The sequence below is a fragment of the Paenirhizobium selenitireducens ATCC BAA-1503 genome (assembly GCF_900492185.1).
Classification (GTDB): domain Bacteria; phylum Pseudomonadota; class Alphaproteobacteria; order Rhizobiales; family Rhizobiaceae; genus Allorhizobium; species Allorhizobium selenitireducens_A.
This window is the reverse complement of record NZ_UEYP01000007.1, coordinates 87,743-108,854: the sequence shown is the minus strand read 5'-3', so window position 1 is coordinate 108,854 and position 21,112 is coordinate 87,743. Positions and strand designations below refer to the sequence as shown.

The 21,112-nt window shown below is 63.7% G+C and carries 25 protein-coding genes and 1 tRNA gene; 8 read left to right on the top strand and 18 right to left on the bottom strand.

All coding sequences use genetic code 11. The features are described from left to right. Positions 1-83: 83 nt before the first annotated feature. From RHIZ70P_RS14230 to RHIZ70P_RS14220, 4 genes are all read right to left on the bottom strand, one after another. The gene (locus tag RHIZ70P_RS14230; protein ID WP_115671074.1) at positions 84-983 is read right to left on the bottom strand and encodes a hypothetical protein; all 900 of its coding nucleotides are present in this window, start codon (positions 981-983) and stop codon (positions 84-86) included. A 246-nt stretch (positions 984-1,229) separates the two neighbouring features. Then, the gene (locus RHIZ70P_RS23045) at positions 1,230-1,370 is read right to left on the bottom strand and encodes a hypothetical protein (RefSeq protein WP_154721872.1); all 141 of its coding nucleotides are present in this window, start codon (positions 1,368-1,370) and stop codon (positions 1,230-1,232) included. Between the two features lie 16 nt (positions 1,371-1,386). Beyond that, positions 1,387-1,908: an RrF2 family transcriptional regulator gene (locus RHIZ70P_RS14225; RefSeq protein ID WP_115671072.1), complete on the bottom strand. Its 522-nt coding sequence runs from the start codon at positions 1,906-1,908 to the stop codon at positions 1,387-1,389. A 46-nt stretch (positions 1,909-1,954) separates the two neighbouring features. Beyond that, positions 1,955-2,419, bottom strand: coding sequence for a group III truncated hemoglobin (locus tag RHIZ70P_RS14220; protein WP_235842235.1), 465 nt, complete (start codon positions 2,417-2,419; stop codon positions 1,955-1,957). A 237-nt stretch (positions 2,420-2,656) separates the two neighbouring features. Between RHIZ70P_RS14220 and betB the strand changes: the two genes are divergently transcribed. Then, positions 2,657-4,120, top strand: a complete 1,464-nt coding sequence (betB, locus tag RHIZ70P_RS14215; RefSeq protein ID WP_115671071.1) for a betaine-aldehyde dehydrogenase — start codon at positions 2,657-2,659, stop codon at positions 4,118-4,120. Between the two features lie 152 nt (positions 4,121-4,272). Continuing rightward, positions 4,273-5,925 carry a choline dehydrogenase gene (betA, locus tag RHIZ70P_RS14210; RefSeq protein WP_115671069.1) on the top strand — a complete coding sequence of 551 codons (1,653 nt, stop codon included), beginning with the start codon at positions 4,273-4,275 and terminating at the stop codon, positions 5,923-5,925. A 3-nt stretch (positions 5,926-5,928) separates the two neighbouring features. On the opposite strand, the gene RHIZ70P_RS14205 is transcribed toward betA, so the two are convergent. The 9 genes from RHIZ70P_RS14205 to RHIZ70P_RS14165 all read right to left on the bottom strand — a co-directional run bounded on the left by RHIZ70P_RS14205 (position 5,929) and on the right by RHIZ70P_RS14165 (position 11,888). Beyond that, on the bottom strand, positions 5,929-6,228 hold the full coding sequence (locus tag RHIZ70P_RS14205) for a type II toxin-antitoxin system RelE/ParE family toxin (RefSeq protein WP_115671067.1): 300 nt from the start codon (positions 6,226-6,228) through the stop codon (positions 5,929-5,931). After that, positions 6,225-6,500 carry a YlcI/YnfO family protein gene (locus RHIZ70P_RS14200; RefSeq protein ID WP_115671065.1) on the bottom strand — a complete coding sequence of 92 codons (276 nt, stop codon included), beginning with the start codon at positions 6,498-6,500 and terminating at the stop codon, positions 6,225-6,227. The genes RHIZ70P_RS14205 and RHIZ70P_RS14200 overlap by 4 nt, the downstream gene beginning before the upstream one ends. A 135-nt stretch (positions 6,501-6,635) precedes the next feature. Continuing rightward, the gene (locus tag RHIZ70P_RS14195; protein WP_115671063.1) at positions 6,636-7,001 is read right to left on the bottom strand and encodes a type II toxin-antitoxin system VapC family toxin; all 366 of its coding nucleotides are present in this window, start codon (positions 6,999-7,001) and stop codon (positions 6,636-6,638) included. Beyond that, positions 6,995-7,210, bottom strand: a complete 216-nt coding sequence (locus tag RHIZ70P_RS14190) for a ribbon-helix-helix domain-containing protein (protein ID WP_115671061.1) — start codon at positions 7,208-7,210, stop codon at positions 6,995-6,997. Before RHIZ70P_RS14190 ends, RHIZ70P_RS14195 begins: the two co-directional genes overlap by 7 nt. A 96-nt stretch (positions 7,211-7,306) precedes the next feature. Next, positions 7,307-8,344, bottom strand: coding sequence for a sulfate/molybdate ABC transporter ATP-binding protein (locus RHIZ70P_RS14185; RefSeq protein ID WP_115671060.1), 1,038 nt, complete (start codon positions 8,342-8,344; stop codon positions 7,307-7,309). Between the two features lie 11 nt (positions 8,345-8,355). Continuing rightward, positions 8,356-9,231 (bottom strand): sulfate ABC transporter permease subunit CysW, encoded by an 876-nt coding sequence (gene cysW, locus RHIZ70P_RS14180; RefSeq protein ID WP_115671059.1) that lies wholly within the window; start codon positions 9,229-9,231, stop codon positions 8,356-8,358. Next, the gene (gene cysT, locus RHIZ70P_RS14175) at positions 9,221-10,075 is read right to left on the bottom strand and encodes a sulfate ABC transporter permease subunit CysT (protein WP_115671058.1); all 855 of its coding nucleotides are present in this window, start codon (positions 10,073-10,075) and stop codon (positions 9,221-9,223) included. Before cysT ends, cysW begins: the two co-directional genes overlap by 11 nt. Before the next feature lie 96 nt (positions 10,076-10,171). Next, positions 10,172-11,197 (bottom strand): sulfate ABC transporter substrate-binding protein, encoded by a 1,026-nt coding sequence (locus tag RHIZ70P_RS14170; RefSeq protein WP_115671057.1) that lies wholly within the window; start codon positions 11,195-11,197, stop codon positions 10,172-10,174. A 244-nt stretch (positions 11,198-11,441) separates the two neighbouring features. Further along, positions 11,442-11,888: an RrF2 family transcriptional regulator gene (locus tag RHIZ70P_RS14165; protein WP_115671056.1), complete on the bottom strand. Its 447-nt coding sequence runs from the start codon at positions 11,886-11,888 to the stop codon at positions 11,442-11,444. Positions 11,889-12,145: 257 nt separating this feature from the next. Here RHIZ70P_RS14165 and RHIZ70P_RS14160 point away from each other — a divergent pair, with 257 nt between their 5' ends. The 3 genes from RHIZ70P_RS14160 to cysN all read left to right on the top strand — a co-directional run bounded on the left by RHIZ70P_RS14160 (position 12,146) and on the right by cysN (position 15,546). After that, positions 12,146-12,895, top strand: a complete 750-nt coding sequence (locus RHIZ70P_RS14160; protein ID WP_115671054.1) for a phosphoadenylyl-sulfate reductase — start codon at positions 12,146-12,148, stop codon at positions 12,893-12,895. 223 nt (positions 12,896-13,118) lie between these two features. Further along, positions 13,119-14,069, top strand: a complete 951-nt coding sequence (cysD, locus tag RHIZ70P_RS14155) for a sulfate adenylyltransferase subunit CysD (protein ID WP_115671052.1) — start codon at positions 13,119-13,121, stop codon at positions 14,067-14,069. A 1-nt stretch (position 14,070) separates the two neighbouring features. Beyond that, positions 14,071-15,546: a sulfate adenylyltransferase subunit CysN gene (gene cysN / locus RHIZ70P_RS14150; RefSeq protein WP_115671050.1), complete on the top strand. Its 1,476-nt coding sequence runs from the start codon at positions 14,071-14,073 to the stop codon at positions 15,544-15,546. Positions 15,547-15,633: 87 nt separating this feature from the next. Here cysN and RHIZ70P_RS14145 read toward each other — a convergent pair whose 3' ends face one another. The 3 genes from RHIZ70P_RS14145 to RHIZ70P_RS14135 form a co-directional block, all read right to left on the bottom strand. Next, on the bottom strand, positions 15,634-15,915 hold the full coding sequence (locus RHIZ70P_RS14145) for a DUF6522 family protein (protein WP_115671214.1): 282 nt from the start codon (positions 15,913-15,915) through the stop codon (positions 15,634-15,636). Between the two features lie 26 nt (positions 15,916-15,941). Further along, positions 15,942-17,096, bottom strand: coding sequence for an HPP family protein (locus RHIZ70P_RS14140; protein WP_115671048.1), 1,155 nt, complete (start codon positions 17,094-17,096; stop codon positions 15,942-15,944). A gap of 323 nt (positions 17,097-17,419) precedes the next feature. After that, positions 17,420-17,496 (bottom strand) — tRNA-Pro (locus tag RHIZ70P_RS14135). Between the two features lie 312 nt (positions 17,497-17,808). Here RHIZ70P_RS14135 and RHIZ70P_RS14130 point away from each other — a divergent pair. Beyond that, positions 17,809-18,207 carry a hypothetical protein gene (locus RHIZ70P_RS14130; protein WP_115671047.1) on the top strand — a complete coding sequence of 133 codons (399 nt, stop codon included), beginning with the start codon at positions 17,809-17,811 and terminating at the stop codon, positions 18,205-18,207. 91 nt (positions 18,208-18,298) lie between these two features. Here the strand turns inward: RHIZ70P_RS14130 and RHIZ70P_RS14125 are convergent, their stop codons facing one another. Then, on the bottom strand, positions 18,299-19,264 hold the full coding sequence (locus RHIZ70P_RS14125) for a flagellin (RefSeq protein ID WP_115671045.1): 966 nt from the start codon (positions 19,262-19,264) through the stop codon (positions 18,299-18,301). A 304-nt stretch (positions 19,265-19,568) separates the two neighbouring features. Between RHIZ70P_RS14125 and RHIZ70P_RS14120 the strand changes: the two genes are divergently transcribed. Further along, positions 19,569-19,829 (top strand): hypothetical protein, encoded by a 261-nt coding sequence (locus RHIZ70P_RS14120; RefSeq protein ID WP_147294001.1) that lies wholly within the window; start codon positions 19,569-19,571, stop codon positions 19,827-19,829. A 422-nt stretch (positions 19,830-20,251) separates the two neighbouring features. Here the strand turns inward: RHIZ70P_RS14120 and RHIZ70P_RS14115 are convergent, their stop codons facing one another. Continuing rightward, a complete protein-coding gene (locus tag RHIZ70P_RS14115; RefSeq protein ID WP_115671041.1) occupies positions 20,252-20,491 on the bottom strand; it encodes a DUF2798 domain-containing protein in 240 nt (79 codons plus the stop codon). Between the two features lie 274 nt (positions 20,492-20,765). On the opposite strand from RHIZ70P_RS14115, the gene RHIZ70P_RS14110 reads away from it, so the two are divergent. Next, a complete protein-coding gene (locus RHIZ70P_RS14110; protein WP_115671039.1) occupies positions 20,766-21,086 on the top strand; it encodes a hypothetical protein in 321 nt (106 codons plus the stop codon). The last annotated feature ends 26 nt before the right edge of the window (positions 21,087-21,112 follow it).

Below are 21,112 nucleotides of genomic sequence, written 5' to 3'. Positions count from 1 at the left end.
GACAAAGCCGAAGGCCCGCTGCCGACGAAGCGGGCGGCGCGTAGCTCTCGCGCGGCACGGCATGCGCGGGGAAGGCTGAGGGATCAGACGGCTCGGGCGCCATCGAGCAGGCGACAGCCGAGCGCGACGATGGCGTTCTTGTCCCGGCGATATTTGTCGTCGAGCTCCGCCAGCGCCTCGGGATCGTCGAGCACGACCTTGGGATTGGGTTCCTCGAACGGGAACTTCCTTATCAGCGTACCCATGCTGGCCAGTTCCGTCCGCGTCAGGATGTCCTGCAAGGCCTCCATCACCTGCCAGCCCTTGGCGGTCAGCGAACGATTGATGGCGAGATTTCCCGGCGGAACGAAAAGTTCGACAGGGACACCGGGCGCCAGAACATCGAGCACCGCGCCAGGAGCATCGCGATAGTGCTCGTAGGTCCAGACCGTCAGCCGGTCGGCGCCCACCACGTTTGCAACATCGGCCACGACCTCGGCCCAGCCACGCGCGCCACCCAGGAAATCCGCCGTCACGCTTTCGAGCGGAGGCACACGCCTGCCCTGGATGACCAGATGAAGGTACATCGAGACGATGAATTCCGGGTAGTTGCGGATGCAGAGGAAATAGTGGGCGTCGTTCGGCCCGGCCGCGCGTTTGACCGCGGAGACCATGCGCACGGCATGGGGATAGAGCCTGTGTTTGGCCGCGATCGGTGCCAGGCCGCCCAAAAGGTTCTCATCCGAGATCACCACCAGGGACGAGCCCGACGAAGGGACAAGCTGGTCGCGAAACCTGCTTTCGATCGTCGGCGAAAGCAGCCTGATGAAGGCGGGGTATCTGTTTTCAATCCGGTTGAGAAAGGCCGAATAACGCTTTCGGAACTCCGGCATGGGGATATAGGCCATGCCGGCGTCCGCGAATTTCGCCTCGTTCTTGCGCAAGTGAAACTGAAGAGAGGTGCTGCCCGTCTTGTGGGCGCCAAGATGGATATGCAGCTTCATAAGACCCCTTCAGCCTTCACCGATGCCGACCGGCTTTGGCGAAAGCGGTCCCGACGCTTCTAGCATGTTTGCCGACACGGCCTCAACTCGAGAGGGCGCTGCGGCTGCGCGAGAAAGAGGTTTCAACAGCGGAACACTGCGCGGTCGAGCACGGACGACGCGTTGAAAGGCCGTCCGTTGCGTCAAGCCACAGGCCCGCCGGACCACGCATCCGGTCTCACCTGCTGCCCGGATCAAGGCCTGCGATCAGACGAACATCATCAGGACAACATAGCCGACCGTGATCATGATCAGCCCGACGATCAGCATCGGCAAAAGGGAACTGCCGCCGTCGATCGTCTCGGCCGCCAGCGTCTTCGGAGTGTCTTTCTCGGGGGTCTCGGCCATGGTTGTTCTCCTCTTGTCAGGGCAGGGTTCTTGGGGCGGCCGGCGTGGTGTCCCCCACGGAGGACACGGTCTCGGCCCTCCGGCGATAGGGCCTGCGCGGGCGGGGCGGCGCGTCGGGCAGAAAGGCGGCGAAGGCGGCGGGCTCGAGCGCGATATCGGCGAGCGTGTAGCGGTCCAGCGCCGACAGGAAAGCGCCGATCGCATCGCCCAGCATGCCCGAAAGCTTGCATGTGCGGGTCAGGACACACTGGTTGCCGGTGGCGAAACATTCGACGACGGCGAAATCCGGTTCGGTCAGCCGGACGACATCGCCGATGCGGATCGTCTCGGCGGGCCGGGCGAGCAGCAGCCCTCCCGACCGGCCGCGCAGCGCCTTGAGGAAGCCGCCGCGCGTCAGCGTGCTGGCGACCTTGTTGAGATGGGTCTTCGATACGCCGAAGGCGCGCGACGCCGCCTCGATGGTGAACGACGTCTCGCCGCTCGATGCGGCGAACATCAGCATGCGCAGCGCATAGTCGGAAAAACTCGTCAGGCGCATGGCCGTGCTCCGCGCTGCGTCACCTCAGCGGCATATCCCGCCGCGATCACAGCGCGTCCTCGCCGATCGGCAGGATGTGCATGGCGTTCTCGCCGCGGTGAAAGGCGATCGCCAGGCGGAAGCTGTGGGCGATGCGAAGCGCGCGGTTGATGAACAATTGCGCGACCTCGGGCGGACAGAGCCGCCGGACGGTGGCGCGAAACAGTGAGAGCCAGCGGCGAAAATGCCGTTCGTCGAGGCCCTCGATCGCCAGATGCGGCGGCAGCGGCCGGCCGTCATAGCGCGACGTGCGCAGCAGGGTCGCCGACCAGAAGTCACACATCTTGTCGAGATGCGCCGGCCATTCGTCGGCGGCGATCTCCGCCGCGAAGACGGGTCCGAGCAGGTCGTCGCCGCGGATCTCGTCATAAAAACCATGGACCACGGCGCGGACCGTTTGCTCGTCCAGCATGTCGGGCAAGGGGATGCCGTCTATGAGGATGGTCCTGTCGATCCGGCTTTCTTCGATCACGCCTGCCGCTCCTTGTCTCTCATCGTGGGATCAAGCCTGATCGTTAAAACATAGATTGTCAATCTATGTTTTAAACCGGACTTCCAGCCCATCGCGGGGCCGCCGCTGTCGGCGATCAAGAGGTGTCGCAAACGGAACGGAATCTGGCCTCGCTAAAAGGGGACTCTGGCCCTTTGCCCGCTTATATGCTTGGCTCAGCGAAGAATTTGCCGGATCATTGCCAGACTGGGGTCGAACATGCGCGCACAGCCGAAAGCCAGCCATTTCATCGACGGTGAATATGTCGAGGATACCGAAGGTGCCGTCATCGAGAGCCTTTATCCGGCGACAGGCGAGGTGATCGCCAAGCTGCATGCGGCAACGCCGTCAATTGTCGAGAAGGCCATCGCTTCGGCCAAACGGGCGCAGAAGGAATGGGCGAAGTTAAGCCCGATGGCCCGCGGCCGGATCCTCAAGCGCGCCGCGGAGATCATGCGGGAGCGTAACCGCGCGCTTTCCGAACTCGAAACGCTCGACACCGGCAAGCCGATCCAGGAGACGATCGTCGCCGACCCGACCTCGGGGGCCGACGCCTTCGAATTCTTCGGCGGCATCGCGCCGACCGCGCTCAACGGCAGCCAGATCCCGCTGGGCGGAGACTGGGCCTATACCAAGCGTGTGCCGCTCGGCGTCGTAGTCGGCATCGGCGCGTGGAACTATCCGCAGCAGATCGCCTGCTGGAAGGGCGCGCCGGCGCTCGCCGCCGGCAATGCCATGGTGTTCAAGCCGTCGGAAGTCACCCCGCTCGGGGCGCTGAAGATCGCCGAGATCCTGATCGAGGCCGGGCTGCCGAAAGGCGTGTTCAACGTCATCCAGGGCGACCGCGACACCGGGCCGCTGCTGGTCTCCCATCCCGACGTCGCAAAAGTGTCGCTCACCGGCTCGGTGCCGACCGGCCGCAAGGTGGCAGGGGCGGCGGCGAGCCAATTGAAGCACGTCACCATGGAGCTCGGCGGCAAGTCGCCGCTGATCGTCTTCGACGATGCCGATGTCGAAAGCGCGATCTCGGGCGCCATGCTCGCCAATTTCTATTCCACCGGCCAGGTCTGCTCGAACGGCACGCGCGTCTTCGTGCACAAGGGCATCAAGGAGAAGTTCCTCGCCCGGCTGAAAGAGCGCACCGAGGCGATCCTGATCGGCGACCCGCAGGACGAGGCAACCCAGATGGGACCGCTCGTCTCCTGGGCGCAGCGCGAGAAGGTGCTCGGCTACATCGCCAAGGGCAAGGCGGAAGGCGCCACCCTCGTCACCGGCAGCGGCATCCCGAACAACGTTTCGGGCGAAGGCTATTTCGTCCAGCCGACCGTGTTTGCCGACGTGACCGACGAGATGACGATCGCCAGGGAAGAGATCTTCGGGCCGGTGATGTGCGTGCTCGATTTCGAGGAAGAGGCGGACGTGATCGCGCGGGCCAATGCCAGCGAATTCGGGCTTGCGGGCGGTGTCTTCACCGCCGACATCACCCGCGCCCATCGCGTGGTCGACGAACTGGAAGCCGGCACGCTGTGGATCAACACCTACAATCTCTGCCCGGTCGAGATTCCCTTCGGTGGCTCAAAGCAATCCGGCTTCGGACGGGAGAATTCGGCCGCCGCGCTGGAGCACTATACCGAGTTGAAGACGGTCTATGTCGGCATGGGCAAGTGCGAGGCGCCGTATTGATTGAAATCTGCCCCTCACCCTAACCCTCTCCCCGCAGGCGGGGAGAGGGGACGCGGCCCAAGGGGCGTCACCAAAAATGGAACCGGCGCGGCATATCCCTTCTCCCCGCTTGCGGGGAGAAGGTGGCGGCAGCCGGATGAGGGGCAGTCCAGATGCAGAACGCAGACTACATCATAATCGGTTCCGGCTCGGCCGGATCGGCCATGGCCTACCGCCTGTCGGAAGACGGCAAGCACACCGTCCTGGTGCTGGAATATGGTGGGTCGGATGTCGGGCCGTTCATCCAGATGCCGGCCGCGCTCGCCTGGCCGATGAGCATGAAGCGCTACAACTGGGGTTACCTGTCGGAGCCCGAACCGAACCTCAACAATCGGCGCATCACCGCGCCGCGCGGCAAGGTGATCGGCGGATCGTCGTCGATCAACGGCCTGGTCTATGTGCGGGGACACGCCGAGGACTATAACCGCTGGGAAGAGCTTGGCGCGCGCGGCTGGGCCTATGCGGACGTTCTGCCCTATTTCAAGCGGATGGAGACCTCGAGCGGCGGCGAGGCCGGATGGCGCGGCACCGACGGGCCGCTGCATGTGCGGCGCGGGCCGGTCAACAACCCCCTCTTCCATGCCTTCATCAAGGCCGGCGAGCAGGCCGGCTTCGAGCTGACCGAGGACTATAACGGCTCCAAGCAGGAAGGCTTCGGCCTGATGGAGCAGACGATCCACAAGGGCCGGCGCTGGTCGGCGGCCAATGCCTATCTGAAACCCGCGCTGAAGCGGCCCAACGTGTCGCTCACCCGCTGCTTCGCGCGCCGCGTCATCATCGAGAACGGCCGCGCCACCGGCGTCGAGATCGAGCGCAACGGAAAAATCGAGGTGGTGGGCGCCAATCGCGAGGTGATCGTCTCGGCCTCGTCGTTCAATTCGCCGAAACTGCTGATGCTGTCGGGCATCGGACCGGCGGCGCATCTGAAGGAGATGGGGATCGAGGTCGTCGCCGACCGTCCCGGCGTCGGCGCCAACCTGCAGGACCACATGGAATTCTACTTCCAGCAGGTCTCGACCAAGCCGGTATCGCTCTATTCCTGGCTGCCGTGGTTCTGGCAGGGGGTGGCCGGCGCGCAATGGCTGCTCTCCAAGGGCGGGCTTGGCGCTTCCAACCAGTTCGAGGCCTGCGCCTTCCTGCGCTCCGCGCCGGGCCTCAAGCAGCCGGACATCCAGTATCATTTCCTGCCGGTCGCCATCTCCTATGACGGCAAGGCGGCGGCGAAGAGCCACGGCTTCCAGGTGCATGTCGGCTACAACCTGTCGAAGTCGCGCGGCAGCGTGACTTTGCGCTCGCCCGACCCGATGGCCGATCCGGTGATCCGCTTCAACTATATGAGCCATCCGGAGGACTGGGAGAAGTTCCGCCACTGCGTGCGGCTGACCCGCGAGATCTTTGGCCAGCAGGCCTTCGACCAGTTCCGCGGCCCGGAAATCCAGCCGGGCGAGCATGTGCAGACGGATGATCAGATCGACGCCTTCCTGCGCGAACACCTGGAAAGCGCCTACCACCCTTGCGGCACGAACAAGATGGGTCGCGCCGACGACCCCATGGCCGTGGTCGATCCGGAATGCCGGGTGATCGGGGTCGAGGGGCTCAGGGTGGCGGACTCATCGATCTTCCCGCACGTGACCTACGGCAACCTCAACGGCCCGTCGATCATGACCGGCGAAAAGGCCGCCGACCATATCCTCGGCAAACAGCCCCTGCCCCGCTCCAACCAGGAGCCGTGGACCAATCCGCGCTGGCAGACCAGCGACCGGTAAGGCTCAGTGGTAATCATCCTCGCGCTGGTGGCGGACGGCGGCGATCGTCACCGTTCCGCCGTCATCCACGCGAAAAAGCACCACATAGCCGCTCGAGCCGAAAGGAACAACGAGTTCGCGCAGAAACGGATCTCCTCCGCGAGCCTTTCGACAACTGAAGGGAAATCGTTCCAAGAACGTTACGGCTTCTGCAATCGCCTCATAGGCGTGTACCGCCGTGTCCTCATCTCGATCAAGCAGATAGGCGTAGAGCCGTCGCACATCTTCGCGTCCCTTTACCGACCACTTGACCGCGTAGATCATTTTACGGCGCTTTCCGCGCGCTTGGCGTCAAGCATGCCCTTCAGTTCGCTCAACACCTCTTCCGACGTGAAATAGACCCCCGTCCGCTCCGATTCCGCCAGCGACGCCAACCCTCGGGCGATGAATTCGGCCTGGGTCTTGCGGTAGTGGATCTGGGCCTTGACCGAATTCTCGACGAAGGCGGAGAGGCTTTCACCCTCCTCGAGCACGCTTTCGGCGGCGGCCCGCAGTTCGGGATCGACGCGGAGCGAGGGAAGCGTTGCGGTCTTCATGGGAACCTCCTGCGTTGCAAATGCGATGCATCGTACCGCCGCGTATGGACGTGGTCAACTTCGCCGGGGCCGTTGCTTTGAAACCGACCCAGAACTCCTCCATCTGGCGTGCCATTCAGCGTCGGTTCCGTCGCCTCAGAGCTGATAGGGCATGCGCATTCCCGGATTATCAGGCGGAAAGTCCTTGCTGTTGCGCGTGACCAGGATCGCCCCGCGACTGTCGGCGCTCGCCCAGATGATCGCATCTGGCAATTTGATGCGTTGCGTTCGTCGCAGTTCGACCGCCCTCTCCGCCACCGCCTCGTCCAGCTGGATCACCTCGAAACCGGACAGAAACGACCTTGTCGCCTCGGCGAGCGGCGCCGGCGCGCCGACCATGACTTCCATCCAGGTGACGATGCTGATCGCCCTCTCCTCATAGAGGCCGAGTTCTTCCCTCGCCTGCGGGATGCCGTTCAGATAGTCGATCAGGATATTGGTATCGAACAGCGCCGCTACCATTCTTCCCGCAGTGCCTTCTGATAGGCCAAGCCATCGACACCCGCCTCGCCCCAAAGGCCGAAGGCCGCCTGCTCCTCCGGCCGCTGCTTCTTGGCCAAAAGATCGCCGACGGCTTCACGGATCAGGGATGCGCGCGAAACCCGTTGACGCTGCGCAATCTGATCGAGAGCGGCCAGGGCTTTCTCATCAATGTCCACGAGCGTGCGCATGGCGAAACCTCATAACTGATATCGCACGATGATATACATCCGATGCGGGCAGATTTAAAGCCCGGTTCCCGCCCTCGCCTCGATCGAAACCGCCCTCTACTGCCCGAACAGCTTCCACCGTGTGGGACGGAAGCGGATGTCGGCGCCGACGGCGACGGGGGCGTCGAGGGGTACTTCGATCTCGAGATGGTAGGGCTCGTGGCCGTTGTTGGCGACGTCGATCTCGGCGATGCGCGTTCCCGCAAGGCGGCGGCAGGCGGTGACCTTGCCGTAGAGGGATTGGCTGTCGGTGGTCACCACGACGTCCTGCGGGCGGAAAAACAGCTCGCCCGGCCCCTCGCCGTTCTCGGTCGTGCCGATCGGCTCGCCCTGGAACAGAACCATCTTGTCGCGGACCGTCACGGGCACATGCGAGGACTCGCCGATGAAGGAGAAGACGAAGGGCGAATTGGGCGTGTCGTAGACATCGTCGGCGGTGCCGACCTGCTCGACCTTGCCCTGGCTCATGACGACCACACGGTCGGCGAGTTCCAGCGCCTCCTCCTGGTCGTGGGTGACGAAGAAGGTCGTGTGGCCGGTGCGGTCGTGGAATTCCTTCAGCCAGCGGCGCAGTTCCTTGCGCACCTTGGCGTCGAGCGCGCCGAAAGGCTCGTCGAGCAGCAGCACGGTTGGCTCGATCGCCATGGCCCGGGCGAGCGCCACGCGCTGGCGCTGGCCACCCGAGAGCTGCGCCGGATAGCGTTTTTCCAGACCGGTCAGGTGGACCATGTCGAGCAGGTCGGAGACACGCTTGCGGATTTCATGGGCGGGCGGGCGGTTGGCCTTGGGGCGCACCTTCAGGCCGAAGGCGATGTTTTCTGCGACGGTCATGTGGCGAAACAGCGCGTAGTGCTGGAAGACGAAGCCGATATGGCGCTCCTGCACGCTCTTTTCCGAGGCATCCTCCTCGCCGAAGAAGATCTTGCCGGCGGTCGGCTGTTCGAGGCCGGCGATCAGGCGCAGAAGCGTCGTCTTGCCGGAGCCTGAGGGGCCGAGCAGCGCGATCAGTTCGCCGGAGCGGATATCAAGCGAGAGGTCGTAGAGGGCCGGAAACTGGCCGAACTCCTTGCGGATATTGGTGATCGTGACATCCATCGGAGGACCTTTCAGTGTTTGCGGCTGCCGGCGATCGCGTGGCCGTAGCGAAGTTCCAGAACGGTCTTCAGCGCCAGCGTCACGAGGGCAAGGAGAGCAAGGAGCGTCGAGACGGCGAAGGCCGCGACGAAATTGTATTCGTTGTAGAGGACCTCGACATGCAGGGGCATGGTTTCGGTCAGCCCCCGCACATGGCCCGACACCACCGAGACGGCGCCGAACTCGCCCATGGCGCGGGCGTTGCAGAGCAGGACGCCATAGAGCAGGCCCCATTTGATGTTGGGCAGCGTCACGTACCAGAAGGTCTGCCAGCCGCTGGCACCGAGCGAAAGCGCCGCCTCCTCGTCGCCTGTGCCCTGTTCCTGCATCAGCGGGATCAGTTCGCGGGCGACGAAGGGGAAGGTGACGAAGACGGTGGCAAGCACGATGCCGGGCACGGCAAACAGGATTTCGATGCCGTAGCTCTTGAGGAACGGGCCGAGCACGCTCTGCGAGCCGAACAGCAGCACATAGACCAGGCCGGAAATGACCGGCGAGATCGAGAAGGGCAGGTCGATCAGGGTGATCAGGAAGGTTTTGCCCTTGAATTCGAACTTGGCGATCGCCCAGGCTGCGGCCACGCCGAAGACCAGGTTGAGCGGCACGGCGATCGCCGCGACCGTCAGTGTCAACTGGATTGCCGAGAGCGTATCCGGATCGCCGAGCGCCTCGAAAAAGGCCGGCACGCCCTCGCGGAAGGCCTCGATGAACACCAGAACGAGCGGCAGGAGCAGCACGAAGGCCATGAAGGCAAGCGCCACCGCCATCAGCGACAGCCGAGCGAGCGGGCCTTCGGTCGAGGCGTCGCGGAAACGGGGCTTGGCCATGGAGGAGGGCTTAGCGGACATTGGCATATCTCCTCCGGCTCCACATCTGCAAAAGGTTGATGAACAGCAGCATGGCGAACGAGATCACCAGCATGATGCAGGCGATCGCGGTGGCGCCGGCATAGTTGAACTCCTCCAGCCGGATGACGATCAGAAGCGGCGCGATCTCCGAGACGTAGGGGATGTTGCCGGCGATGAAGATGACCGAGCCGTATTCGCCGACGCCGCGGGCGAAGGCGAGCGCAAAGCCGGTGAGGATCGCCGGGGTCAGCGCCGGAAGGACGACCATGCGCAGCGTCTGGAACCGGGTGGCGCCGAGCGTCGCCGAGGCCTCCTCGACCTCGCGGTCGAGCTCCTCCATCACCGGCTGGACCGTGCGCACGACGAAGGGCAGGCCGACGAAGACCAGCGCCACGACGATGCCGACCGGGGTGAAGGCGATCTTGATGCCGAGCGGGGCGAGCAGCGCGCCGATCCAGCCGTTCGGGGCGTAGAGCGCGGCAAGCGAGATGCCGGCAACGGCGGTCGGCAGGGCGAAGGGAAGATCGACCACCGCATCGAGCAGGCGTCGTCCGGGAAAATCATAGCGCACCAGCACCCAGGCGACGATGACGCCGAAAACGGCATTGATGGCGCCGGCCGCCAGCGCCGAGCCGAAGCTTACCTTCAGGGCGAGCATGGTACGCTCGTCGGCGGCGATGGAAAAGAACTCCGCCCAGCCGAGCGAGGCCGAACGCCAGACCAGGCCCACCAGCGGGATCAGGATGATCACCGTGAGATAGAAGATCGTGTAGCCGAGCGTCAGCCCGAAGCCCGGCAGGATGCTCGGCTGGCGCCAGTTCTTCATCATCTGTCCCGTCGTCATTGCCTTGGGCCCACCCGCATAATGCCTTGAATACCGCCTGCCACAAGCCCCGGACGATTACTGAGGTCGGGGCTTCATCGACCGATCGACGATCGCCTACCGAGCCGGCTTGTAGATCTGGTCGAAGATGCCGCCATCGGCGAAGTGGGCGGGCTGCACCTTGGCCCAGCCGCCGAAAATCGGATCGTCGATCGTGACAAGATCAACCTTGGCGAATTTGGCCAGGTCTTCCGCCGCCACCAATTCCGGCCTGGACGGACGGTAGAAGTGCTTCACCGCGATCCTCTGGCCTTCCTCGGAATAGAGATATTGCAGATAGGCCTCGGCGACCTTGCGCGTGCCCTTGGCATCGACATTTCCGTCGACCACGGCAACCGGAGGTTCGGCGAGGATCGACTGCGGCGGGGCGACGATCTCCACGGCGCTGTCGCCGAACTGCTCCAGCGCAAGATAGGCTTCATTCTCCCAGGAAAGCAGCACGTCGCCGATCTGGCGCTGGGCAAAGGTCGTCAAGGCGCCCCGTGCGCCGGTATCGAGCACGGGCGCGCGCCTGAACAGTTCGGCGATATAGTCGCGGATTTTTTCCTCATCGCCGCCATATTGCTTGTGGGCCCATGCCCAGGCGGCGAGATAGTTCCAGCGCGCTCCGCCGGAGGTCTTCGGATTGGGCGTGACGATCTGCACGTCGCCCTTCACCAGGTCGCCCCAGTCGCGGATGCCCTTGGGGTTGCCCTTGCGCACCAGGAAGACGATGGTCGAGGTAAAGGGCGAAGAGTTGTTTTCCAGACGGCCGCGCCAGTCCTTGGCGATCTTGCCGGTCTTTTCCGCGATGGCGTCGATGTCGCCTTCGAGCGCCAGGGTGACCACATCGGCATCGAGGCCGTCGATCACGGAACGGGCCTGCTTGCCGGAACCGCCGTGGGATTGACGGATGGCCACGTCCTCGCCGGTCTCGGCCTGCCAGTGCTTGGCGAAGGCGGCATTGTACTCCTTGTAGAGTTCCCGGGTGGGATCATAGGAGACATTCAGCAGACGGGTGTCGGCATGAGCCGGAACGACGAGACCTGTGGACAGCGACAGCCCGACAAGGAACCTGCCCAACTGTTTCGTGAAGCTGTTCATCGCAACCTGTCCTTCCCCGTTTCCTCACGTTAAGACTACTGGTCAGGTCGTGTTAGTCAACGCGAGCGGAAAAATAGCAAAACAGTACCCTGAGCCACAGGGCGAGGGAAAATGCGGGACGGTGCCCGGCGCAAGAATGCAGGTAATTTCGTTCGCCAAACCGGGATGTCACAGAAAAGTCACGTTTGCGAAAACCACCGCCCAAAAGTGCAGGAGCGAAACATTTCCGCTCCCGGCGGCAGATCTACACCGTTTCCTCGATGGCAATCCGAGCCGGATGCCCGTTGAGAGCATCGGCAATCGTCGTGGAGAACAGCACGGCGCGCGTCTCGTCGGCGACACGGGCAAAGACATGGCGGACCTCGCAATCGCTTTCGCCATTGCAGTCCTCGCAGCGGCGATAGGCCGTGAGTGACAGGCAGGGCAGCGGCGCGATCGGCCCGTCGATCAGCCGCAGCACCTCGCCATAGGTGATCTCGTTTGCGGGTTTCAGCAAAAGATAGCCGCCCTGCTTGCCGCGGCGGCTGGTGACCAGGCCGTTGCGCTTCAAGTCCAGCAGGATCTGCTCGAGGAACTTCTTCGGGATGTTCTGCCGGTCGGCGATGTCGGAAATCTGCAAGGGTTCGCCGGCCTCGGCGCGCCCCAAGGCCGAAAGCGCTCGCAAGGCGTATTTGGCTTTTTGCGAAATCATCGAAGAACCGATTGCTGGCCGATGCGGTCGCCCGACCGCCTGCTTCGCAGCGTTTAGCCCAATTCGCATGGAAAAACAAACTGGCGCCTGCACGCCTAGCGGAGAGACGAGGAGCGGACCCGCGGCGGCTTTTCTTCCGAAACCGCCAGTGAGAGAGATATTTGCTCGCCGGTCCGGTTGTTTGGGAATGGCTGTTTCTCGTCCTGCCGGCATTTTGTTGCGATACTTTCACACAGCTCAGCTAGCAGGATCGACACATGACCTCCCAAGACCATGAGATGCGTGCGCAACGGCTCGATGCCGAACTGGCCGGCCTCGACCTTCCCGGCCGGCTGGCCCTCGTCGCCGCGTTCGGCGGCCGCGCCGTGTTCACCACCAGCCTCGGCATCGAGGACCAGGTGATCACCGCCGCGATCGGCCTGGCGCGGCTGCCGGTCGAGATCTCGACGCTGGAAACCGGCCGGCTGTTCAAGGAAACCGCGGATCTGATCGGCGAGACCGAGGAGCGCTTCGGCATTTCCATCAGGCGCTTCCATCCCGAACAGGACGACATCGACGCCTATGCGGCGAAGTATGGCCTGAACGGCTTCTATGAGAGCGTCGAGGCCCGCCATGCCTGCTGTCATGTGCGCAAGCTGGTGCCGCTCGCCAAGGCGCTTTCGGGCGCCACGATCTGGATCACCGGCCTTCGCCGCGGCCAGTCGGGCAACCGTGCAGCCACCCCCTTTGCCGAATATGACGCCGAGCGCGATCTCATCAAGGTGAACCCGCTGGCCGACTGGTCGCTCGAAGACATCAATGCCTATGTCGAGGCCGAGGCGGTGCCGACCAATCCGCTGCACAAGCGCGGTTATCCCTCGATCGGCTGCGAGCCGTGCACAAGGGCCATCAAGCCCGGAGAGAGCGAACGCGCCGGCCGCTGGTGGTGGGAGAACGACGAAAAACGCGAATGCGGCCTGCACGTGCCGGAAGCGGCAGCGACGCCGCTGGAACGCACACCGGCCTGATTTGAAGGAAATGCCCCTCACCCTGACCCTCTCCCCGCAAGCGGGGAGAGGGGACGGAGACAGCGCAATGCGGCCTTCTCCCGATCTCTATGCTGAAAAGGGGCGGAGACGGTGCGGCAAGTCCCTTCTCCCCGCCTGCGGGGAGAAGGTGGCGGCAGCCGGATGAGGGGCAAGGCCCGACGAAATGATACCCGGCATCACCGGGCGCCAAGGACAAGAGACAATGCATCATTCGGAATTCGACCCCCATTCCAAGGACCAGCCGGCCAAGCCGCCGCTCGATCCGCATCTGAAGGCGCTCGAGAACGAGGCGATCCACATCTTCCGCGAAGTGGCCGCCGAGTTCGACAAGCCGGTCATGCTCTATTCGATCGGCAAGGATTCGTCCGTGCTGCTGCACTTAGCGCGCAAGGCCTTCTATCCCGGCCGCGTGCCCTTCCCGCTCCTGCACGTGAACACCGGCTGGAAGTTCGCCGAGATGATCGCCTTTCGCGACGAGATCGTCGAACGCTACGACCTCGACCTGATCGAGCACATCAATCCGCGCGGGGCGGCCGAGGGCGTCACCCCGTTCAGCCATGGTTCGGCGCTCTACACCGACATCATGAAGACGGAAGGCCTGCGCCAGGCGCTCGACGCCGGCCAGTTCGACGCCGCCTTCGGCGGCGCGCGCCGCGACGAGGAAGCGAGCCGCGCCAAGGAGCGCATCTATTCCTTCCGCACCCCCGACCATCGCTGGGACCCGCGCAACCAGCGCCCGGAACTGTGGAACCTCTACAACGGCCAGATCCGCCGCGGCGAGAGCGTGCGCGCCTTCCCGCTGTCCAACTGGACCGAGGTCGACATCTGGCGCTACATCCAGGCCGAGGACATTCCTCTGGTGCCGCTCTACTACGCCAAGAAACGGCCTTATGTGGAGCGCGACGGCATGATGATCCTCGCCGAGGATCCGCGCCTCGAACTGCTGCCCGGAGAGGTCAAGCAGGAAGGCATGATCCGCTTCCGCACGCTCGGCTGCTTCCCTCTCACCGGCGCCATCCGCAGCCACGCGACGACGCTGGAGGAGGTGATCGCCGAGCTGGAAATCGCCACGGTCTCCGAGCGCCAGGGCCGGGCCATCGACCGCGACCAGTCGGGATCGATGGAGAAGAAGAAACGCGAAGGATATTTCTGAGATGACCGCCGCCATTACCGCCCTCGCCGCCGAGCTTCCGGACGTCCATCCGGCCTTCGTGACCCGCGATTCACGTCCGCTGCGGCTCATCACCTGCGGCTCGGTCGACGACGGCAAGTCGACGCTGATCGGCCGCCTGCTGTGGGACACCAAGGCCGTCAAGGAAGACCAGGCCGCGACGCTGCACCGCGATTCGGGCAAGCAGAACGACCTCGGCCTGCCCGACTTCGCGCTTTTGCTCGACGGCCTGCAGGCCGAGCGCGAACAGGGCATCACCATCGACGTCGCCTATCGCTATTTCGCCTCGGACAAGCGCTCCTTCATCGTCGCCGACACGCCCGGCCACGAGCAGTATACCCGCAACATGGCGACCGGCGCCTCGACCGCCGATCTCGCCATCCTGCTGGTCGATGCCCGCACCGGCCTGCTGGAACAGACCCGCCGCCACGCCACCATCGCCTCGCTGATGGGCATCAAGCAGTTCGTGCTCGCGGTCAACAAGTTCGACCTCGTCGGCTACGACCGCGCCGTCTTCGACCGGATTTCCCATGACTTTAAAGAACTGGCGCTGACCCTCGGCGTACGTCAGGTCACCGCCATCCCGATGTCGGCGCTGAAGGGCGAAAACGTCGTCTATTCCGGCGCAGCCGTGATGCCGTGGTACGACGGCCCGACACTGGTCGAGGCGCTGGAACTCGCCACGCTGCGGTCTGCCCAGACCACGGGCTTCCGCCTGCCGGTGCAGCGCGTCTGCCGCCCGGGCGAAAGTTTTCGCGGCTATCAGGGCACGGTCGCCGGCGGCGCGGTGAAGCCGGGCGACGGCGTCATCATCCTGCCGTCGGGCCAGATCGCCAATGTCAAGCAGATCGTCACCTTCGACCTGGTGCGCAATGCCGCGGTTGCGGGCGACGCCATCACGCTGGTGCTCGACCGGCAGGTCGACGTGTCGCGCGGAGACATGATCGTCTCGCTCGACAGCCAGCCGCAGTCGGGCATGTCCTTCGACGCCCATCTCGTGGCGCTCCAGCCGGACGGCATCCAGCCAGGCAGGCGCTACTGGCTGAAATCCGGCTCGCGCCGCCAGCGCGTGCAGGTCAATCCGGTTTCCCAGCTCGACCTCAAGTCGGGCAAGTGGAACCCGGCCGAGGCGCTCGCTATGAACGCCATCGGCAAGGTGCACCTCGCCTTCGACGAAGCGGCGATCTTCGACCCCTACGAGCAGAACCGCTCGACCGGCGCCTTCATCCTGATCGATCCGGACACCAACAACACGGTGGCCGGCGGCATGGTGACGGCCAAACGGGCCGATCTGGGCGGGCTCAACGCCAATGACGGCCGGGTGATCCTGTCGCTGCCGGCGGATCTCGCCGAACAGATCATGGCCACCGAACTGCTCGCCAGCCGCCGCGACGAGGTGGAAACCCGCCGCGTCACTAATGCCGCCGCCCGCGACCTCATCGACGGCATCGACGGCTGACACGAGGTTCTCCCCGGACGCCAAGCGTCCCACATGCCCGCTCCCTCACCCGGAGCGGGCTTTTTTTTCGTTCGGATGGTTCGAGGATCAGGCCTTGTGGTCGCGGCGGACCGGGGCACCGCGGGCGATGTTCAGTTCCTCGCGGATGACCCGGTCGTCGCCATCCAGAACGGCGCGCCAGATGCGATTGCCGATGCGCAGGCTCAATCGGCTGGTGCCGGCATCCTCGCCCTCGCCCACCTCGACGGTGCTTTTCACCAGCCCCTGCGCCTGCTGGCGGCGAAAATCCTGGGGTGCCAGGCCGAAACGCCGGGCAATCTCGGCCGGATCGAGGATGAAGTCGCCCTTGCCGTCGCGTTCGATCTGCATCCGCTTCTCCTTCGCGTTCATCCGTTTCAGCCGACCGCGAGCATCGGCCTATTGAGCTGAGGTTTCAAGTCCCGCCCCTCCCCGAGGGCCAGGGCACGTGAAACGGCGGAGAGCAGATCGGTTTGCGAGATCAGCCCTTCGATCCGTTCGTCCTCGTCGATGATGACCACGGCATGGGCCTTTCCGTCGGTCAGAAGCGGCAGGAGCGCCAATGCCGGATCATGCGGCGAGGCGGTTGCAGCCCGCGAGATATTCGCTCCGATCGCACCGTCGGCGCCGATCAACTCGCGAAGACCGACCGTGCCGAGCAGCCGGCCTTCGGCATCGGTGACCGGCAGCGTGCGGATATTGTGCCGCAGCAGAAGCGCCCGCGCCGTCTCCGGCGTATCGTTCTCACTGACCCGGATGACGTCGCGCGACATGATGTCTCCGCAGGACAGAGGGCCATGCCGGCGGATGGTGGCCTGCAGTTCCACCTGCCTCAGCAATTGCTTGAGATCGCCGCGGTCGATGTCAAAGGTCTCGTGCATGGCCGCAAGGGCCGCCTCGATATCGGCCTCGCTGAAGCCTGCGCGCAGTTGCGGGGGAAGGTCGCGCGTCTGATGGAGATTGGCGACGACGGGTGGGGCAAGGTGCGGATAGGCGCGGCGCGACAGCTTGTGTGCCACGATGCCGAGCGTAACCAGGATGGCCGAGTTGAGGCCGACCGGGACGATGGGAAAGAGCAGCCCCCAGTCGGCGATCGCCTGCCCGCCGAGCACGGTCATCATTGCGACCGCCCCGCCCGGCGGGTGAAGGCAGCGCGTGAGCGACATGGCGGCGATCGCCAGCGAGACGGCAAGGCCAATGGCAAGGGCCGGCTCATGGATGAAATGTGCCACGACCAGGCCGGAAAGCGCCGAAAGAGAATTACCGCCGATGATCGACCAGGGCTGGGCGAGCGGGCTGGCGGGAACGACGAAAAGAAGGACGGCGGACGCACCGATCGGCGCAACGATCAACGGCAGATGCGGATCGGGACCGAGCAGCAGGCCGCAGAGAAAGCCGGTCAGGGCCGTCGCGACCAGCGCGCCGAGGCAACCGATGAGCCGTTCGGTGAGTGTCGCGCCGGCAAGGATCGGGTTGAACAATTGCCTGAGGGCAGCCCTTGCCGAACGGCGGGCGGGATCGCTGGTGGTCATCGAAGTGCTTTGTCCCGGAATTCTGGCAGCGTTGGCAGGAAACAGGTCCCCCCTTATTGGCCAGATCGGCTTCTTGTTAAAGGTAGGAAGTTGCGCAATTGCACCCTGCACCGGAATGTTTCTTCAGGCGCCGGACACGCCTGCCGGTGACCGTGCCGGGAGCGGAGCGACCTCGTTGGCAGCCGCTCTCCAGGTCCTCTTCATCCGGGGACGTGAGCGATCCAGTTCTTAAAGGGCAATGCCAAGAAGACGACAACTTTGCGAATCTGGAAAAAGGCATAGTGTTGAAACGAAAAAAGCCCGCAATCGCGGGCTTTTCTAGCTGGTCGGAGTGGAGTGATTCGAACACTCGACCCCCACGTCCCGAACGTGGTGCGCTACCAGACTGCGCTACACTCCGTGCCAGCGGCGCCTCTATAGACCAGCGTTTTTTCTTGCACAAGCGGTGATTTGAAGATTTCCTGCGGAAGACGTAAATTTCGTGACGGATGCGGGCGCGTCCTCTCCGCCCAAGAGGGCGGGAGCGCCTGAAAATACGGCGGAACGTGGCCCCTTGGCATCATTGGCGAAAAATACGCGGTACAGCCGGAAGAGGCGATTTTCATCCACCCGGTTTGCGGCTAAAGCCGGCATTGCGAAACGGCGCCGATGGGCGGAGAATCAGGGGCTCCGGGCGGCCGTCTTCGCCGACATGAGCTCAAGGGACAGAGAAATGAATTTCCGCGTGATCACCATGGCCGGCCTTGCGCTGGCACTTGCCGGTTGCACCACTACGGGTGTCGCCACGAACCCGATCGAGGCGCGCTGGAACGGCCAGCAGGCCGGCGCCTTCTTCGCCAAGTTCGGCCCGCCGATTACCGATGTCGAGACCGGTGGCACGACGCTCTACACCTGGCGCGGCGGCTACAAGACCCGCGCCGTGCCGGCCGTCTACGAGGATCTCGGCAATGGCAAGAAGGGCAAGCTACTGAAGCCGGCGCGCTCCGAATATCTGCGCTGCGAAGTGCAACTGACGGTGTCGCCCGACTACGTGATCCGCGGCGTGCGCACCGTCGTCGACAAGCGCACGGACGGCAAGAGCTATTGCGAGGAATTCCTCGCCGGCGAATGATCGATCGCCGCGACTCGTTCGTGACAGGCAAAAGCGCCCGCGGATCATTCCCGGGCGCTTTTTCGTCGTCGTCGCTTGCTGCGGGGTAACGTCAGAGCAGCAGGTCGAGGAAGCGCTCGGTTCCGGAATTGGCAATCTGCAGCGCCTGGATGCCGAGCTGTTCCTGGGTCTGCAGTGCCTTCAGCCGTGTCGCTTCGGCATTGAGGTCGGCATCGACCATCTTGCCGACGCCGGATTCGATCGAATCCTGCAGGTCCTTGGTGAATTCCGACTGCAGCTCGATGCGCGTGCTGATCGCGCCGAGCGATGTCGCCACCTCGATGGTGCGTTCCGCCATGGCATCGACGACGCTGATCATTTCCTCGATCTCGGCGTCGGTCGTCGCCTCGGTCAACATGATCTCGTCATAGGCGCCGCCGTTCTCGCCGTTGAACAGCACCCAGGACTTGGAGGTGCCGAGCTCGGTGGCGAAACCCGAGCCGGTGAGGATGCCGCTGTCGCCAGACAGGTCGTCGACGAGGAAATTGACGTCGGTCGTGCCGGCCGTCCCGGCAATCTCGTAAGTTATGCTCGTCACCGTCACACCGCCATCCGCATCGCGCCGGAAGGAGCCGACGAGTTCGCGATCGACGTCGTCGGCGAGGTCGGTGCGCTTCAGCCAGTTCTGTTCGGAAAAGCTCGACGCACTGGCGATGGTCTTCAGCTGATCCTTCAGCTGGTCGAGATCGGTATTGACCTTGTCCCGGTCCACCCCCGGCTCGCGCGCCAGAACCAGCAGTTTCTTGATTTCGACCAGCGTGTCGGTGGCGGCGGAGAAGCCGTTGTTGGCGCTGTCGACAATGCCGCTCGCCAAACCAAGCGCATCCTCGACGGCTGACAGCATCTTGTTGTCGGAGCGCATGGTCGTGGCGATCGACCAGTAGGCGGCATTGTCTGCCGCCGTGGCGACCCGCTGACCGGAGGACATCCTCCCCATGGTGGCGTCGCGATCGCCCGTCGTCGACCGGAGAACGTCGAGCGCAAGAATAGCGCCGTTATTCGTGTTAAAACTCAGCATACAACACCTACGCAATACTGTTCGTCCGAAGAGGGCGTCGTGGATGACACCCTCCCGAAAGAAACTCAGAACAAACACGCCTCACGAACGCACTACCGACTGGAAGCCATGTGTTTATACATGCGTTAGGGTTAACGCATGCCTTACGGGCTCCGGTATTTATGGTTAATATTCAGTGTATTACACGAGCTTAGCCAAAACCTCCAACAAAGGCGGGATGGCCTGTGGACGCGGCCGGGCAGGAACCAAGCGCGTCTATGCGCGCCCCCTTGACTTCGTTCCCTCTTTGTTCCATCCGATACTCATGGCCGTCAGCATCGACACCCTCGGAAAGGCAACCCGCCACAACATGCTCGTGGTGGCAACCTGCCGGCATTGCGAGCGGCAGGCGCGGTTCCTCGCGAGCGATCTCGCCGGCTTCTACGGCCATGGGCGCGACCCGCGCACCCTGCCCTTCCGCTGCAAGACCTGCGACCGGCGCGACTGCCGGGTGACGCTGATGGACTGGCCGTTCGACCGCACGCCGGAGACCATCGTCTGGCGGCCGGTGAAGGTGCGGGGATAAATGGGGGCACGACCGGGCGGGCATTCCGGTTGCCACAGTGATGCGCAATTGTTTCTTCGCAATCCATAATAGAATTGCGCCGTCATTAGATTCCGTCATCAGGACTTATAATCGATTATTATTCGAACTGTACTTCGCTACCGATCGAGAAATAACGCCATGACGAAATGTTGACTTCGCAGTCATTATTCATTCAAGAGGGGAAGCGCCATGGCGACCGTCAGTTATTTCTTTCCGGGTGGTATCTATGCGTGCGCTCACCTCCCTCGACTTCTCTGTGATTTGGGCGACACCCGTACCCGTACGCGAGACCACGGTCCGACAGGCCGTGGCCGGCCCATCGGTCTTGTGCGGTTTCGCCTGCGAGCACCGGCGCGTCTTGCTTTGCCTGCGGGCGCGGGGCAGACCTTAGGATCGGCGCCTTACTCGCCCGAGATCGGCTTCCTTCCGCGGATCCGGACGGCCAGACCAAAGCCGATCCTGCTGACGAACATCGTCAGCACGAAGGCGATCGGCCAGGCCATGGCAAACTGCCGGGGCCAGACATGGAGCCATTCGGCGGTAGGGCCCAAGGCGATCAACGACATGATCCCGGACATGGAGAAGGCCATCATGAAGGTCATAAAGATCTGGGCGAGCAGCAGGGTTTTCTTGTCGAGCATAAGGGGTCTCACTGTCTAAGGGTCGAGCGTGACAGGAACCAAAAACCCGTCACGGCACCACCCTGGATTAGGATTGGTGCCGTGGGTTCGCGAGATGCGACTTTATCCCGCAAGGCGGGGACCGGAATAACCAAACCGGCCTCAAATTTTTTCGGCAAGCGCCTGAATAAAGCAGTCGGCCGCCAAGTCAAGTTCAGCGTGCGGCACTCCCTTTCTGCACTTGTCCAATCGGCAAGCGCATGGAAAACTGGGCCGACCTCAAGGAAGGACAAGCATGAAGCATATCACCGGCGCCGGCCTCGTCTTCAAGGCCCTCTTCCTTGCCGCTCTCGCCTCGCCCGCCTTGGCGGCGCTTTCGGGCTTTTACGACAGCGCGGAAAAGATCACGACGATCCTCTCCAGCAGCCTGGTGGCGGATGCCGTCGGCCAGGCACCGGTCGAGTCGATTGCCAACACCGGCACGCGCGGGGACGGAGCCAGCGAATGGCAGGTCCGCACCCAGGAGTGCGATCTCACGGTCTATCTGATCCCGGTCTTGCCCGAGGGACCGGGCAAGACGACCTATAGGCTGGATATTCCCGGTCGCTGTGAGTGAGAGGGATGAGGGCAATGGGTCCCCCT

Bases quoted from the DNA above. Each gene is read 5' to 3' on its own strand.
- RHIZ70P_RS14200 (WP_115671065.1), bottom strand. From the start codon at position 6,500: ATGAAGACCGCAACGCTTCCCTCGCTCCGCGTCGATCCCGAACTGCGG.
- RHIZ70P_RS14140 (WP_115671048.1), bottom strand. From the start codon at position 17,096: ATGACCACCAGCGATCCCGCCCGCCGTTCGGCAAGGGCTGCCCTCAGG.
- RHIZ70P_RS14170 (WP_115671057.1), bottom strand. From the start codon at position 11,197: ATGAACAGCTTCACGAAACAGTTGGGCAGGTTCCTTGTCGGGCTGTCG.
- RHIZ70P_RS14165 (WP_115671056.1), bottom strand. From the start codon at position 11,888: ATGATTTCGCAAAAAGCCAAATACGCCTTGCGAGCGCTTTCGGCCTTG.
- RHIZ70P_RS14130 (WP_115671047.1), top strand. From the start codon at position 17,809: ATGAATTTCCGCGTGATCACCATGGCCGGCCTTGCGCTGGCACTTGCC.
- RHIZ70P_RS14185 (WP_115671060.1), bottom strand. From the start codon at position 8,344: ATGGATGTCACGATCACCAATATCCGCAAGGAGTTCGGCCAGTTTCCG.
- cysD (WP_115671052.1), top strand. From the start codon at position 13,119: ATGCATCATTCGGAATTCGACCCCCATTCCAAGGACCAGCCGGCCAAG.
- RHIZ70P_RS14230 (WP_115671074.1), bottom strand. From the start codon at position 983: ATGAAGCTGCATATCCATCTTGGCGCCCACAAGACGGGCAGCACCTCT.
- cysN (WP_115671050.1), top strand. From the start codon at position 14,071: ATGACCGCCGCCATTACCGCCCTCGCCGCCGAGCTTCCGGACGTCCAT.
- RHIZ70P_RS14145 (WP_115671214.1), bottom strand. From the start codon at position 15,915: ATGCAGATCGAACGCGACGGCAAGGGCGACTTCATCCTCGATCCGGCC.
- cysW (WP_115671059.1), bottom strand. From the start codon at position 9,231: ATGTCCGCTAAGCCCTCCTCCATGGCCAAGCCCCGTTTCCGCGACGCC.
- RHIZ70P_RS14195 (WP_115671063.1), bottom strand. From the start codon at position 7,001: ATGGTAGCGGCGCTGTTCGATACCAATATCCTGATCGACTATCTGAAC.
- RHIZ70P_RS14125 (WP_115671045.1), bottom strand. From the start codon at position 19,264: ATGCTGAGTTTTAACACGAATAACGGCGCTATTCTTGCGCTCGACGTT.
- RHIZ70P_RS23045 (WP_154721872.1), bottom strand. From the start codon at position 1,370: ATGGCCGAGACCCCCGAGAAAGACACTCCGAAGACGCTGGCGGCCGAG.
- betB (WP_115671071.1), top strand. From the start codon at position 2,657: ATGCGCGCACAGCCGAAAGCCAGCCATTTCATCGACGGTGAATATGTC.
- RHIZ70P_RS14110 (WP_115671039.1), top strand. From the start codon at position 20,766: ATGAAGCATATCACCGGCGCCGGCCTCGTCTTCAAGGCCCTCTTCCTT.
- RHIZ70P_RS14225 (WP_115671072.1), bottom strand. From the start codon at position 1,908: ATGCGCCTGACGAGTTTTTCCGACTATGCGCTGCGCATGCTGATGTTC.
- RHIZ70P_RS14160 (WP_115671054.1), top strand. From the start codon at position 12,146: ATGACCTCCCAAGACCATGAGATGCGTGCGCAACGGCTCGATGCCGAA.
- RHIZ70P_RS14205 (WP_115671067.1), bottom strand. From the start codon at position 6,228: ATGATCTACGCGGTCAAGTGGTCGGTAAAGGGACGCGAAGATGTGCGA.
- betA (WP_115671069.1), top strand. From the start codon at position 4,273: ATGCAGAACGCAGACTACATCATAATCGGTTCCGGCTCGGCCGGATCG.
- RHIZ70P_RS14190 (WP_115671061.1), bottom strand. From the start codon at position 7,210: ATGCGCACGCTCGTGGACATTGATGAGAAAGCCCTGGCCGCTCTCGAT.
- RHIZ70P_RS14115 (WP_115671041.1), bottom strand. From the start codon at position 20,491: ATGCTCGACAAGAAAACCCTGCTGCTCGCCCAGATCTTTATGACCTTC.
- RHIZ70P_RS14120 (WP_147294001.1), top strand. From the start codon at position 19,569: ATGGCCGTCAGCATCGACACCCTCGGAAAGGCAACCCGCCACAACATG.
- cysT (WP_115671058.1), bottom strand. From the start codon at position 10,075: ATGACGACGGGACAGATGATGAAGAACTGGCGCCAGCCGAGCATCCTG.